Annotated in this window: 11 protein-coding genes; 4 read left to right on the forward strand and 7 right to left on the reverse strand. The window is 69.2% G+C overall.

The genetic code is table 11. The annotated features are described in order from the left end of the window. Positions 1-90 precede the first annotated feature (90 nt). Both ACXC9Q_RS10450 and ACXC9Q_RS10455 read left to right on the forward strand, forming a co-directional pair. Positions 91-930, forward strand: a complete 840-nt coding sequence (locus ACXC9Q_RS10450; RefSeq protein ID WP_457056272.1) for an alpha/beta fold hydrolase — start codon at positions 91-93, stop codon at positions 928-930. Positions 931-935: 5 nt separating this feature from the next. After that, on the forward strand, positions 936-1,367 hold the full coding sequence (locus ACXC9Q_RS10455) for a methyltransferase family protein (protein WP_457056273.1): 432 nt from the start codon (positions 936-938) through the stop codon (positions 1,365-1,367). A gap of 382 nt (positions 1,368-1,749) precedes the next feature. Here ACXC9Q_RS10455 and ACXC9Q_RS10460 read toward each other — a convergent pair whose 3' ends face one another. The 7 genes from ACXC9Q_RS10460 to ACXC9Q_RS10490 are packed head-to-tail and all read right to left on the reverse strand — an operon-like array spanning position 1,750 to position 12,224. Further along, positions 1,750-3,123, reverse strand: coding sequence for an FAD-binding oxidoreductase (locus ACXC9Q_RS10460; RefSeq protein ID WP_457056274.1), 1,374 nt, complete (start codon positions 3,121-3,123; stop codon positions 1,750-1,752). Next, positions 3,120-3,986 carry a hypothetical protein gene (locus ACXC9Q_RS10465; RefSeq protein WP_457056275.1) on the reverse strand — a complete coding sequence of 289 codons (867 nt, stop codon included), beginning with the start codon at positions 3,984-3,986 and terminating at the stop codon, positions 3,120-3,122. Before ACXC9Q_RS10465 ends, ACXC9Q_RS10460 begins: the two co-directional genes overlap by 4 nt. Beyond that, the gene (locus ACXC9Q_RS10470; RefSeq protein WP_457056276.1) at positions 3,983-5,287 is read right to left on the reverse strand and encodes a nickel pincer cofactor-dependent isomerase, group 22; all 1,305 of its coding nucleotides are present in this window, start codon (positions 5,285-5,287) and stop codon (positions 3,983-3,985) included. Before ACXC9Q_RS10470 ends, ACXC9Q_RS10465 begins: the two co-directional genes overlap by 4 nt. Beyond that, positions 5,287-7,146 carry an IlvD/Edd family dehydratase gene (locus ACXC9Q_RS10475; protein ID WP_457056277.1) on the reverse strand — a complete coding sequence of 620 codons (1,860 nt, stop codon included), beginning with the start codon at positions 7,144-7,146 and terminating at the stop codon, positions 5,287-5,289. Before ACXC9Q_RS10475 ends, ACXC9Q_RS10470 begins: the two co-directional genes overlap by 1 nt. Continuing rightward, the gene (locus ACXC9Q_RS10480; protein ID WP_457056278.1) at positions 7,143-8,594 is read right to left on the reverse strand and encodes an aldehyde dehydrogenase (NADP(+)); all 1,452 of its coding nucleotides are present in this window, start codon (positions 8,592-8,594) and stop codon (positions 7,143-7,145) included. Before ACXC9Q_RS10480 ends, ACXC9Q_RS10475 begins: the two co-directional genes overlap by 4 nt. After that, a complete protein-coding gene (locus ACXC9Q_RS10485; protein ID WP_328524365.1) occupies positions 8,591-9,481 on the reverse strand; it encodes a fumarylacetoacetate hydrolase family protein in 891 nt (296 codons plus the stop codon). Before ACXC9Q_RS10485 ends, ACXC9Q_RS10480 begins: the two co-directional genes overlap by 4 nt. A 28-nt stretch (positions 9,482-9,509) precedes the next feature. Then, positions 9,510-12,224 (reverse strand): UxaA family hydrolase, encoded by a 2,715-nt coding sequence (locus ACXC9Q_RS10490; RefSeq protein ID WP_457056279.1) that lies wholly within the window; start codon positions 12,222-12,224, stop codon positions 9,510-9,512. A 48-nt stretch (positions 12,225-12,272) separates the two neighbouring features. Between ACXC9Q_RS10490 and ACXC9Q_RS10495 the strand changes: the two genes are divergently transcribed. Together ACXC9Q_RS10495 and ACXC9Q_RS10500 are read left to right on the forward strand one after the other, a co-directional pair. Continuing rightward, positions 12,273-13,043, forward strand: a complete 771-nt coding sequence (locus ACXC9Q_RS10495; protein ID WP_457056280.1) for a GntR family transcriptional regulator — start codon at positions 12,273-12,275, stop codon at positions 13,041-13,043. Next, the gene (locus ACXC9Q_RS10500; protein ID WP_457056281.1) at positions 13,040-13,456 is read left to right on the forward strand and encodes a hypothetical protein; all 417 of its coding nucleotides are present in this window, start codon (positions 13,040-13,042) and stop codon (positions 13,454-13,456) included. Before ACXC9Q_RS10495 ends, ACXC9Q_RS10500 begins: the two co-directional genes overlap by 4 nt. Positions 13,457-13,467: the final 11 nt, after the last annotated feature.

The raw sequence follows: 13,467 nt of genomic DNA on the forward strand, positions 1-13,467 counted from the left end.
GTTTCTCGCAGCCCGAGGTGTCCTCGGGTTGCGAGGTTCTTCGGAAGCGAAGGACCGCGGCTGGTGCCTAGGGTCGGGGTGAGGTGAGCCATGGAGCACAATGCGCGGGCGCGGCTGCTGCGGGGCCTCGCCGTCGAGGAGCGGCGGATCGAGGTCAACGGCATCGGTACGACGGTGCTCGAGAGCGGGGACGGTCCGCCGTTGCTCTTGCTGCACGGAGGAATCGAGTGCGGGGGAATCTACTGGGCGCCAGTGATCTCCCGCCTCGCGCAGGACCACCGGCTCATCGTCCCCGACGCGCCGGGCCTTGGAGAGTCTGAGCCCGGCCGGCTGGACCTCGAGGGCTTCACCAACTGGATGACCGCCCTGCTCCGGCTCACGTGCGAGGAACCTCCGACCCTGGTCGCGCATTCGTTGCTCGGCACCTTGGCTGCACGGTTCGCGGCGAGCCATGGTGAGCGGCTGCGACGACTGGTGATCTATGCGGCGCCCGGTGTCGGGCCGTACCGGATGCCGATCGGGCTCCGCGCCGTGGCGATCAGATTCGCCTTGCATCCGTCCGAGCCGAACATGGTGCGCTTCGAGCGCTGGGCGTTCGCCGACCTCGATCGGGTACGACGCCTGGACCCGGACTGGCTCGACGCATTCACCGCCTACACGCGGAGCCGCGCACTCGTGCCGCACGTCAAGCGCACGATGCGCCAACTGGTGGCCACCGGCACCAAACAGGTCCGCGAGCGCATCGACGTGCCGACGACACTGCTCTGGGGTGCGCAGGATCGGTTCGTACCGCTGGACCTGGCCGCAACGGCAAGCAAACGATTCGGCTGGCCTCTAAGGGTGATCGACGACGCAGGACACGTCCCGCACATCGAACAGCCGGACGCCTTCGTCCACGCGCTCGAGGAAGCCACACGAACACAGAGCTGACCGCCGTGCTGCGGAACTTCCCGATCCCCGAGGCCAGCCTTGCCGGGATCGCGGTCGGACTCGCGCTGGAACAGGTACGACCGTGGCGGTTTCACGCGGTACGGCGTTCTGTCGGCTGGCCGATCGTCGTCGCGGGAAGCCTGCTCATCGCGCGATCGTTGAATGCAGCGAGGAGCACAGAGCTGAGCCGGCCGCAGAGACTCGTGACCAGCGGTCCGTACGCCACGACACGCAATCCCATGTACGTCGGTTGGGCCTCGCTCCAATTCGGGATCGGGGTGGCCGCCAGGTCCGGGTGGACTCTGGCGACATTGCCGTTGGTCGCCGCCGCCGTGCATCGCGACGTTCTGCGTGAGGAACGACGGCTCACCGAGATGTTCGGGGATGAGTACCAGCAGTACTGCGCGACCGTAGGTCGCTACCTCCCGAAGCGATGAGCAGGACCGCCACCGTGGCCTCCTGCACCAAACAATGTGACAAGAGAGGAGGACCGGCTATGGCCGACCTCAGGAATCGAAAGCGAGTGCCCGGCGGTAGGACCGGTGCTCCAGTGAAGCAGGGTCACGCGTTGCGCCGGGTGCGGCTTGCCTGTGGGCATGTGCAGCGTGATCGGATCGCCCGCGCGGGCGATCACGTCTGGTGTGAAGCCGACTGCTCCGACTGGACCCGCGTCGTCTCAGTCGAGGAGTAACACCGCGAAAGGTACGCCGCATCAGGTGGCGGCGTACCTGACCCTCTGGTGACGGATGCTCGCCCGGCCCTCCGAAGGCCGGGTCCCTGGTTCGACTCCAGGCAGGGGGACCGCGACCTGCGTCCGCATCACACGAGGACCTTGCCGGGATTGAGTAGGTTGTCCGGATCGAAGGCCTGCTTGATCCGGCGGTGCAGTTCGAGACTCACCGGACCGAGCTCGGTCTCCAGCCAGCGTGCCTTCAACGTGCCGATGCCGTGCTCGCCGGTGATCGTCCCGCCCAGCGCCAGCCCGAGCTCCATCACCGCGCCGAAGGCCTCCAGCGCGCGAGCCTCAGCCGCCGGATCGTGGCGGTCGAAGACGACGGTCGGGTGCATGTTGCCGTCACCCACATGCCCAGGGCAACAAATCAGTACGTCGTACTTCGTGCCGATCTCCGCGATCCCGCGCAGCAACGCGACCAGCTTCGACCGCGGTACGGCGACGTCGTCGATCAACGTCACCCCGAGCGGCTCGAGCGCGGAGTTCACCAGCCGGCGCGCCTCGAGCAGCATCCGCGACTCCTCGGCGTCGGATGCCTCGGCGACGTCGACCGCGCCATGCGCAGAACAGATCGCCGCGATCCGGGCAACGTCCTCGGCCGCACGAGGGCCACGGTCCGACTGCGCGATCAGCAACGATCCGACGTCCGCCGGCAGTCCCATGTCGCGGTAGTCCTGAATGGCACGCGCGGTCGGACCATCGATGAACTCGAGCAGGGAGGGACGCAGGCCGGACGCCATGACGGCAGCCGCGGCGGCGATCCCGTCCTCGATGGACAGGAAGGTGGCAGCCGCGGTCAGCGCAGCCTCCGGCGCAGGACGCAGCGCGAGTGTCGCCTCGGTGACCACGCCCAACGTGCCCTCGGATCCGACGATCAACCGCGTCAGGTCGTAGCCCGCGACGCCCTTAGCCGACCGCCGGCCGGTCCGAACGACCTCGCCCGACGCCAGCACCACCTCCAACCCACGCACGAAATCCGCCGTCACGCCGTACTTCACACAACACAGCCCGCCTGCGTTGGTCGCGATGTTGCCACCCACCGTGGACATTTCCCACGACGACGGATCCGGCGGGTAGAACAGGTCCTGCGCCAGGACGGCCCGGGACAGATCGGCGTTCACAACACCTGGCTGGACGACCGCCACTTGATCCTCGACCGAGATCTCCAGGATGCGGTTCATTCGCGCAGTGGACAGCAACAAACATCCGTCGATCGCGTTCGCCGCCCCGGACAGCCCGGTCCGGGCTCCCTGGGTCACCACCGGAACGCCGAACGACCCAGCGGCCCGCAGAACCTCGACCACCTCAGCGGTCGACGAGGGACGGGCCAGCACGCGCGGCACCCCAGCAGTGCAGAAGGTCGCGTGATCGTTGCGATGACTGTCCAGTACGTCGGGATCGTCGACGACCGCGGCGTCACCGAGCGCCGAGCGGAGCCGAGCTACCAGCGGATCATTCATCCCTCATCCTGTTCGGCCAGCAGCCGCAGGATCAACTCCGCCCGGCGGACCCGCTCGCGCCCGAGGGCTTCCGCCGTACCGGAAAGGTGCGCACCGACCGGGTAGATGTTCGGCGCGTTGCGCAGACCCATCTTCAGATACACCGGCGCCGCGACCCGGACGATCTCCGGTACGTCGTAGAACCGGACATGCCCGCCCTGGTCGTCCGGCACCTCGATGTACATGTCGATCGGCACGGTCGTCACGGACCGGATCTCCGCCAGCACCGGAACCGGCAGGTCCGTCGACACGTTGAGGCTTGTCGCGCCCAACCGCTCGTACAGCCGCGCAGTCGGTGCGTTCGGCAACGGCATCAGCACCGAGGTCTTCAGCACCAGATCGGCCGGCAGCTCACCTTCCACCTTCAACGCGCCCAGGATCTCCAGGACGCCGATGTCTCCCACCAGCAGACTCCGGACGCCGAGCTCCACCGCGCGGTAGGCGTCACACAGGGACGCGGCAACCATCTCGTTGCCGCGCGCAACACCACCGACCGCGGCCGACACCTTGGCCTGCCCACCGATGTCCCACGCACCACGTGGCCCGAGGAACAGGCAGACCTCGACCCCGGCCGACGCGCCGAGCGACAGCATCTCCTCGATCTCGGCGTCGGTCAGCATCATCACGCCACTGCCCTGCGACACCCGGTCGATCGTGATCCCGCGAGTCTTGGCCTCCTCCAGCACCGCGGTCATCACCCGCGGCCCTTCACAGGACGGGATCTCCACCTTGTACGGCGATCCGTCCGGGAACGTCCGCGTGGACGCCTCCCCCGGGCGGAAACCACGATCGGCCAGCAGGGCGCGCGCTTCGCGAAGGTTCATCTGTCACTCCAGGGTCCAAGCCGCCCGGCCGACGTCAGGTCCCGCGCCGTACCGGTGATCTCCAGGTCGAAACGCTCGGCCGACTCGGTCAGCAGGGCCGGCGTCACCATCAACTCGTTCGGGGAAAGGGTGTCCTTGATCCGGGCCAGCCGGAGCTCCGACCAGTCCCGCCGGCCGCACATCGTCACCGCGGCGAGCACGGCGGCCTCGTCGTCCTCCATCACCATCGGCAACCGGGACCGGCGCGCTCCGCCGGCACCGGAGGTCAGCGCGTTCACGTAACTCACCTGCAGGTCGATCTGCTCCAGCATTTTGGCCGGGATGACGTCGGCCAGACCGAGACCGGACGCGTTCCCGTGCGACGCCGGCGACAGCGAGTGGACGCTGATCGCCGCGATCGACGGCGAGTCGAACTCCGGGATCCCGTGCACCCAGCACCGGCCGATCACATTCGTGTCCATCCCGGCGCCGGACTTGTCCTTGCCCATCTCGTCCACGACCAGCACGTCCAGCTCGTCGAACGGCAATCGCCCGAGCAGGCTGCCGGCCCTTTGCAGCAAGGCGTTCTCGGCCGGGCCGGCAATGCCGTCGGGCTCGACGAACTCCACCGCGGCGGTCCGTTCCAGGGCGTTCTCCAGGATCGCGAGCCCACCCAGGATCTTGCCCTGCGCAACGACCATCCGTGCCGCGGCCTCGATCGCGCCGCCCAGCGACGGGATTCCGCCGGCATGCAGGGCGGCAGCGCCTTTGTGGTTGCCGAGCCCGATGGCGAGGACCTTCGCCACGCCACTCTCGATCGGACCGCGGAAGTCGGTGTGCGGTTTGACGCGGTTGACCAGGAGGACGCCGTCCGCCTTCGCGGCCAGCGCGTCGTGGTGCACCGGCGTGCCGTCGGGAAGGGTACCGACGACAACGGTCTCCATCGTCGCCTCGATCGGGCAACCGACCGACTCCGGGGTGATCCCGAGGCCGGCGAGCATCTCGAGCTGACCGTCCCCGGTCGCACCGCCGTGCGAGCCCATGGCCGGTACGACGAACGGCGTGGCGCCGACCGCGGTCAGCCAGTCCACCGCCGCCTTCACCACCGGCACGAGATCGTGGATCCCCCGGCTGCCCGCGGTCACCGCGATCCGCGCGCCGGGCAGGATCCGATCCCGCAGCGGGTCCAGCGCCTCCTGCGCGGCGGCATACGGGTCCGGCGAGGTCGGCAGATCCGAGATCAGCCGCCGGATCGGCGTCACCGGCGGAAGCACCCCCGCCGGCCGCAGACCGCGGATGGCTTCGAACGGTCCCCAGGTCATCAGTGACTCTGCCGTGCCACGGCCGAACCGGTGCGGCCGATCAGGAAGTCGAGGTCGCAGCCCTGGTTCGCCTGCGTGACGTGGTCGACGTACAGGCGGGCCCAGCCGCGATCCGTCGGTGGCACTGGCCGCTGCCAGTCGGCGCGCCGCTTCTCCAACTCCTCCTCGGACACATCCAGATGCAACCGCCGAGCCGGTACGTCGAGCTCGATCCAGTCACCTGTCCGCACCAGCGCCAACGGCCCGCCGACAGCCGCTTCCGGCGTGACATGCAGTACGACGGTGCCGTACGCCGTGCCGCTCATCCGCGCGTCCGAGATCCGCACCATGTCGTCGACGCCGATCTCGGCGAGCTTGCGCGGGATCGTCATGTTCCCGACCTCCGGCATGCCCGGGTAGCCGCGCGGACCGGAGTTCTGCAGCACGAGCACAGTGTCCTCGTCGACGTCGAGGTCCGGATCGTCGACCGCCTTGTCGTACTCCTCGATGCTGCTGAACACCAGTGCCTTGCCGCGGTGCTGCAGCAGCCGCTCGGACGCCGCCGACTGCTTGATCACGGCACCATCCGGCGCCAGATTCCCCTTCAGTACGGCGGTCCCCGCACCACTGCCCAGTGGGTTGCCGACCGGCCGGATGACGGCGGTCGCCGGCTGACCCTCCTGACCACTCCAGTCGGTCCGCTCCGCGGTGGCGACGTTCTCGCCCATGGTCTTGCCCGTCACGGTGATCGCGTCGGCCTTGAGCAGCGGCAGGATCTCCTTCATCACCGCGGGCAGGCCGCCGGCGTAGTAGAAGTCCTCCATCAGGTACTTGCCCGACGGCTGCAGGTCGACCAGCCACGGCACCCCGCGGGCCCACTCGTCCATGTCGTCCAGCGTCAGGTCGACGCCGACCCGGCCGGCGATCGCGAGCAGGTGGATGACGGCGTTCGTCGAGCCGCCGATCGCCGCGTTCGCCCGGACCGCGTTCGCGAACGCGTCGCGCGTCAGGATGTCGCTGGGCTTGAGGTCCTCCTCGACCATCTTCACGATCCGCTGACCGGCCTGCTGGGCGATCGAGTACCGCCGCGAGTCGACGGCCGGGATCGCCGCGGACCCGGTCAGTTGGAGCCCGAGCGCCTCGGCCATGCAGGCCATCGTCGACGCCGTGCCCATCGTCATGCAGTGGCCGTTGCTGCGGGACATGCCGGACTCGGCCGCCGCGTAGTCCGCCTCCGACATCCGGCCGGCGTTGCGGTCCTGCGTGAACCGCCAGACCGCCGTACCGGAACCGATGTCGCAGCCGCGGAATTTGCCGTTCAACATCGGACCGCCGGTGACCACCAGGGTGGGGAGGTCGACGCTGGCGGCGCCCATGATCGAGCCCGGGGTGGTCTTGTCGCAGCCGGTCAGCAGGATGGCGCCGTCGATCGGGTTGCCGCGCAGCGACTCCTCGACATCCATGCTGAGCAGGTTGCGGAACAGCATCGCGGTCGGCCGGAGCATCGTCTCGCCGAGCGACATCACCGGGAACTCCAGCGGGAATCCGCCAGCCTGCCAGACGCCGCGCTTCACCGAGTCCGCGAGCCGGCGCAGGTGCGCGTTGCACGGCGTGAGCTCGGACCAGGTGTTGCAGATACCGATCACCGGGCGGCCGTCGAACACCTCCTCGGAGAAGCCCTGCGCCCGCATCCAGGACCGGTGGATGAACCCGTTGCGGTCCTTCTCACCGAACCAGTGATCGAAACTCCGCCGTCCGATCGGCGCATCCGGCCGCCCCGGTTCACCGGTCGTCCCGGTCTTCTCAGAGGTCGGCTCTCCGGCGACGTCGGCCGGAAGCTCGCCGTCACCCGGGTCGTTGGTCGGGGGAAGATCGCTCATCGAGTCACCTCAGCTGTGGTTACGGTCCCGTTCAGCCGGCGGGTGATGCCGGCCGGGTTCGAGTCCTTCAGTACGTCGGGCAGCACCACATCGGGAGCGTCTTGGTACGCGACCGGCCGCTGGAACCGGCGGGCCGCGGTCACCCCGACGCTGGTGTGGATCGAGCCGACGGTCGACGGGAACGGACCGCCGTGGTGCTGCGCCCACGACACCGCGACCCCGGTCGGCCAGCCGTTCCAGAGCACGCGGCCGGCGCGGGCCGTCAGCAACGGCAGCAGCTCACGCGCCAACTCGGCGTCCGCGTCTTCAGCATGGAGTGTCGCGGTGAGGTTCCCCTCGAAGGCCTCGACAGCCGCCTTCAACTCCTCCACCCCGTCGTACTCCACGACGATCGAGACGGGGCCGAAGCACTCTTCCAGGATCTCGTCCCGGCGAGCCAGCAGCTCCGCGACCGTGGTTTGCAGCAGAGTCGCACCACCTGAGGCCCAGACGCGGATGCCGTCGACCTTCTGCAGGCGGTCGAGCCCGGAGCTGAATCCGTCGTGGATCCGGTCGTTCAGCATCGGCGCCTCGGCTACCCCACCGGTCGCCTCGGTCAGCTGCTCCTGGAGCCCGTGACCGGACGGCAGGAAGAGCAGACCGGGCTTCGTGCAGAACTGACCGACGCCGAGCGTGAAGGAACCGACGTACCCGGTCGCAATGTCCTTGCCTCGGGCATCGATCGCCGTCTGGGTGACGAACACCGGGTTCAGGCTGCCGAGCTCGCCGTAGAACGGGATCGGCTCCGGCCGGGTGACCGCGATCTCGTGCAGCGCCTTCCCGGCCGGCACCGAACCGGTGAACCCGGCCGCGGTGATCCGCGGGTCCTTCAGCGCGGTGACGCCGACGTCGAAGCCTTGGATCAGCCCGAGCGAACCCTCCGGCGCACCGGCGGCCCGCAACGCCGAGATCATCACCTCGGCGGTACGCGCGGACAGCTCGGGATGACCTGGGTGTGCCTTGACGATCACCGGGCACCCAGCAGCCAGTGCGGATGCGGTGTCCCCGCCGCAGACGCTGAACGCGAACGGGAAGTTGCTGGCGGCAAACACCAGCACCGGGCCGAGCGGCACGAGCACCCGCCGCAGGTCCGGACGCGGCACCGGCTTCGCCTGGGCGTCCGCGGTGTCGATGATGACCTCGAGCAGCGAACCCTCTTCGAGGACGTCGGCGAACATCCGCAGCTGACCGGTGCTGCGCGCGACCTCGCCCCGCAGCCGCGCCTCGGGCAGCGAGGACTCCCGCATCGCGATCGGCACCAGCTCGTCCGCGGCCGCGTCGAGCGCGGCGGCGACAGCGCGGATCCACCCGGCCCGGACCGCGGGCTCGGCCGCACCCAGCGCCGGCGCAGCCGCTGTCGCGGCGACCAGCGCCTGCTCCAGCTCGGCAGGGGTGGTGTCCTGGGTCATCGCTTCTCCTCTAAGTTGTCGGTCGCCAGGAACGTAAACGGTTCCCGGCCGACGGCCACCGTATTCGTCAGCGTGCCGACCTCGGCGATCGTGATCGTGATGACGTCGCCCTCGGCCAGCGCGAAGTCCAGCTCGGGCACGATCCCGGTGCCGGTCGCCAGGATCACGCCGTCCGGGAAGTCGTTCGGCAGGAACAGCACGTCGATCAGGTCCTGCAGCTCACGCACCAGCTTCGCGGTCGACGTCGTCTCCGCGAACACCTCGTCGCCCGCGCGCTCGATCACCACGCCGATCTCGAGGTCTTTCGGGTTCGCGACCTCCCACGCCGGGCGGATCCCGGTCGCCAGCGCGCATCCACCCGCGAACAGCTTGGCCTGCGGCACGTACAGCGGGTTCACGCCCTCGATCGACCGCGAGCTCATGTCGTTGCAGACCGTGAACCCGACGATCTCACCGTGGCTGTTCGCGACGACCGCGAGCTCCGGCTCGGGTACGTCGTGACCCGAGTCGACCCGGATCCCGACCGGCTCGCCGTCGGTCACCACCCGCCAGGCCGGCGCCTTCTGGAACAGCTCAGGCCGGTCGGCGGTGTAGACCTTGTCGTACACGGACTGCTCGGTGCTCTCCTCCATCCGAGCGCCACGCGAGCGCTCGTACGTGACGCCGGAGCACCACACCTCGCCCCGTCCGTCCAGCGGCGGCAGGAACTTCACGCCGTCGACCGGGACCGCCTCCCCGACCTTGGCGACCGCCGTCTGCAACTCGTCCAACCGGAGTCGCAGCAGCTCCGCGACGCTGTTGACGCCTTCGAGCGGAGCCACGGTGTCGCCGGTGCGTACGCCGACCACCGGCCGGCCGGCCGGGGACTGGTAACGGACCAAATGCATGGAGAGACCCTTCATTCAGAGTGCACAGTTACATCGAGGTGCCGAGCAAGCCACGGGTGATCTGGAAGCCGACGTTGCCGGAGGCAACTGCCTTGGGAACGAGCTGCCGGCTCGCCACCATCGCGATCGTGTCCAGGCCGATCCGGGCCTGGTCGGCCGCGTCACCGGTGGCGACCGCGTCGAGGTCGTCGCCGTACGTCGCCACCGTCTCCGGATCGTTGCTGATCTCGACGACCGGCACGAACCGCTGCGCGGACAAGGTGCCGCCGGCAACGTGCGCGAGGATCTGCTGGACACCACTCGCGCCGAAGCCGGTCGCGGTCTCCATCCAGTCGGTGCCGGGCATCCGCATCACGTGCCAGCCCGGCTGCGCGAGCCGCTGCCCGTGTGCAATCGTCGGACCCACTTCATCCGCCGAGCCGAACGCAGCCGCGCGGAAGCCGGCGTGCCCGAGCAAGGCACCGCGCGACGACAGTACGACGGAACCGCCAGAGCCCACGATCTCGCGGCCGATCAGGGCCAGCGCCTCCGCGGTCGTATCCGTCAACGGGCCGCGCGCTTCCAGGCCGACGGTGAGTGCGCCGAGGTTGCCGCGCTGCTCGACCGGCTTGTCCAGGTCGAAGCTGTTGAACCAGTCCTTCACCTTGTTGCCGACGGCATCGAGACCGCCGTCGGCCTGGATGCTGGCCCAGCCGAAGCGGGACGGGTCCTTGCCGGCCTCGACCAGACGCGAGCGGAAGTAGTCGTTGTGGGTCTTCTCGCAGCCGTGCTCCAGGAGGAGAGCCATCCGCGTGTTCGGGTGCAGGAGGTAGCCGACCATGATGCGGGCGAACGTCTCCTCGGACGCGCCGCCGCTGCTGCCACACCCCTCGGTGTGCGGGAGCGCGACCATCCGCGTCACCGCGTCACCTGCCCACTTCTCCACCTCCGCTTGGGCTGCGAGCCGCAGGGCGATCTGGCCGGAGCACAGGCTGGTCGGCAGGATCAGCCCGACGGCCTCGGGCACGAGACGGTCGTCGACCTGCAACAGGCGTGCCGCCGTGCGTGCATCGGAGCTGAGCCCGGCCAAGGAGAGGCCATCGAGGGGCGCGTCACGATCCTCGGCCGGGAGGTCGGCCAACTGGCGGCTCATCCGGCCGTCCGTGCTGATCGAGATGCCTTCGCGCGGGCCGCTCTGCTTCCAGTTCCGCCAGATCGACACCTGGCTGTGGCCGGCCCGCTCCCCCGCGCTCGGTTCGCCGGACGCGACCCGGACGGTCAGGTCGAATGTCTCCGCGGTCAGGTCGGCCATCGGCGTACCGGCCAGGTAGCGGCCCGCGTCCACGTCCATCTCGGCGTGCAGGCGCTCGTACCGGGCGCTGGTCGTGACGAACTTGAGGGTCGGGACGAACGGGAAGTTGGTGATCGAGCCGTTCCCGGTGGTGAAGAAGATCAGGTTGCAGCCGCTGCCGATCTGCCCGGCCACGGACTCGAGGTCGTTGCCGGGGCTGTCCATGAAGATGTAGCCGTTGCCGGGCAGCGGTTCGCCGTAGTCGATCACGTGGTCCAGCCGCACCTCGCGCGGCAGCTTGCGGGCGGCGCCGATCGACTTGAGCACGATGTTGTAGAGACCGCGATAGACGTTGCCGCCGGACGGGTTGCCCTCGGCGGTGTGGCCGTGCCAGCCCACCCGTTCCTTGAACGAGCGGATCGTGGCGAGGAACCGCCGCGCGGTGGCGAGGTCGCGGACGTTCTTCAGTACGTACGGCTCCGCGCCGATCAGCTCGTCGGTCTCCGCGAGGACGGCGGCGCCGCCGTGCTTGATCACCTCCGCACCGACCAGACCGGCGAGCGGGTTGGCAGAGATGCCCGAGAACGCGTCGGATCCACCGCACTGCAAGGCGATCTTCAGATCCGCGAGCGGGACCTCGGTGCGCGTCTGATTGTCGACAATCGGCAGCCACGGCTCGACCAGCGCACCGGCTTCGGTGAGGTCGTGCTCGAAGCCGGCCCGGCGGGTGAAGAACGCGTGCGGCACCCTGATCGCCGGGTAGTCGTGCTCGGCCATGAAGTCCTTGATCGCCTGGCCGGAGACCACGTCGTCCTCGGTGTCGACGATCAGGACGGCACCGACGTTCGGGTTCAGGGTGAAGCCGGCCAGGGTGGCGAGCAGGAAATGCAGGTTGTTCGGGACCTCGTCCTCGCCGCCCTCGGTGTGCGCAACCGGTACGACGCCGTCGCCCGCGGCCGCGCCGTCGAAGCGCCTGGCGAGCTCGGTCACGAAGCCGCTGCTGCGGGAGCTGGTCGCCATCAGGACGACGTGATTGCGGGTGCCGGCCGCGCCTTGCTCGCGGGGGTAGCCGAGGAAGGTGCCGGGTTGCTCGACGCTGGTCACCTGCTGGCCGAAGTTCAGCGCGGACTCGTCGAGCTCGTACGGGTCGAGCGGCTCGTTGGTGGCGGACGGCTCGGCCGGAAGGCCCTCGACTCCGCGGGCGGTGACCGCGGCCAGGCTGGTCGGCGTACACACGTAGTCGCCGGGGCGGAGATCGCGGGAGGCGCGCGCGAACGGCGTGTTCCAGGACGTGAGCGCCTCACCAGGACCCACCGGGTCGATCACGAAGCGGTGTCCTTCGAGCACGGTGTGTGGCAGCGTGACCGTCGTACCCCCGAGCTCGATCTCGGTGCCGGCCTCGAGCCGGCGGGAGGCGATCGCGACGTTGTCCCCCGGCTCCGGCCGTACGCCGACCTCGTCGAACCTCACCATCGTTTCTGCCTTCCCGTAGCTATGCCGGGGCCAAATCGTGCATGATGCATGATTACCAGTGTCACCCTGCCGAACCCGACCGGCTGGGTCAAGGCCGCGACCAGGATCCGGAGAGAGCCGATGACGGAACCCACGCACCTCGTTGGGACTCCGCAGCCGCCGGACCGGCGGTTGCTCCGACGGCAGATGCTGGCCGACGACGTGTACGAGGCGATCAAGACGATGCTGATGGACCACGTCATCCGGCCCGGCGCGCGGATCTCGATCGACGGGCTGGCGCGCGAGTTCCAGGTGTCGTCGACGCCGGTGCGGGAGGCGCTCGCGCGGCTGGAGTCGGAGGGATTGGCGGTCAAGGAGCCGCTGAAGGGGTACCGCGCGACGCCGCTGCTCTCGCTCGCGGAGTTCGACGACCTGTACCGGTTCCGGCAGTTGCTGGAGCCGTGGGCGGCGCGCCGGGCGGCCGAGCTGATCGACGACGACGGGCGCGCGCAGTTGAAGGCGGAGCTGGCGAACGCGGTCGAGCCGACGTCGGTGGACTACGCCGGCTACAAGTCACTGACCGCGCACGACAACCGGTTCCATCTGCTGATCGCGGCGCTGTCGGGCAGCGAGCAGGTCCGGCTGGCCTTCGAGCGCACCCACTGCCACCTGCACATCTTCCGCCTGCACTACGACCGCGACATCGGCCCCGAGGTCCTGACCGAACACCACACCCTGGTCGAGGCGATCACCTCCGGCGACCCAGCAGCCGCCGAGTCCGCGATGACGCAACACATCGAGAACTCCATGTCCCACCGCCTCCGCCGAATCTACGAGTGACCCGCCAGCCCTTCCCCCTGGCCCACCTGGTCCCCCCGGACCTACGCCCGTACCTCCTCGATTTCCACTGGGATATCGCCGTACTCCATCGCCTGGACCTCCCCAGGACGCAGGTTCCACTTGCCGAGCTGGCGCCGCACCTCGACCTGCCGTTCTGGCAGTACGACGGCCGCCCGTTCCAGGTCACGCCGCATCAGGTCGCGGCGGATCCGGTGCGGTATCACGAGCAGTACGAGCGGACGATGGCCGCGGACCTCGACCACCCGCTGGACGTCGTACGGCGAACTGATGGGCGGCTCACGGTTCTGGACGGGGTCCATCGGCTGTTGCGGGCGGAGTTGGAAGGGCGGGTGGTGGTCGCGGTCCGGATTCTGGCGTGGGAGGAGCTGGACGTGATCGCGGCTCGGGGGTGAGGCGGGTTTGG

Source organism: Kribbella sp. CWNU-51, from assembly GCF_054073265.1.

Excerpts from the sequence above, each read along its gene's own strand:
- ACXC9Q_RS10450 (WP_457056272.1), top strand. The coding sequence starts at position 91 with ATGGAGCACAATGCGCGGGCGCGGCTGCTGCGGGGCCTCGCCGTCGAG.
- ACXC9Q_RS10460 (WP_457056274.1), bottom strand. The coding sequence starts at position 3,123 with ATGAATGATCCGCTGGTAGCTCGGCTCCGCTCGGCGCTCGGTGACGCC.
- ACXC9Q_RS10465 (WP_457056275.1), bottom strand. The coding sequence starts at position 3,986 with ATGAACCTTCGCGAAGCGCGCGCCCTGCTGGCCGATCGTGGTTTCCGC.
- ACXC9Q_RS10470 (WP_457056276.1), bottom strand. The coding sequence starts at position 5,287 with ATGACCTGGGGACCGTTCGAAGCCATCCGCGGTCTGCGGCCGGCGGGG.
- ACXC9Q_RS10475 (WP_457056277.1), bottom strand. The coding sequence starts at position 7,146 with ATGAGCGATCTTCCCCCGACCAACGACCCGGGTGACGGCGAGCTTCCG.
- ACXC9Q_RS10480 (WP_457056278.1), bottom strand. The coding sequence starts at position 8,594 with ATGACCCAGGACACCACCCCTGCCGAGCTGGAGCAGGCGCTGGTCGCC.
- ACXC9Q_RS10485 (WP_328524365.1), bottom strand. The coding sequence starts at position 9,481 with ATGCATTTGGTCCGTTACCAGTCCCCGGCCGGCCGGCCGGTGGTCGGC.
- ACXC9Q_RS10490 (WP_457056279.1), bottom strand. The coding sequence starts at position 12,224 with ATGGTGAGGTTCGACGAGGTCGGCGTACGGCCGGAGCCGGGGGACAAC.
- ACXC9Q_RS10495 (WP_457056280.1), top strand. The coding sequence starts at position 12,273 with ATGATTACCAGTGTCACCCTGCCGAACCCGACCGGCTGGGTCAAGGCC.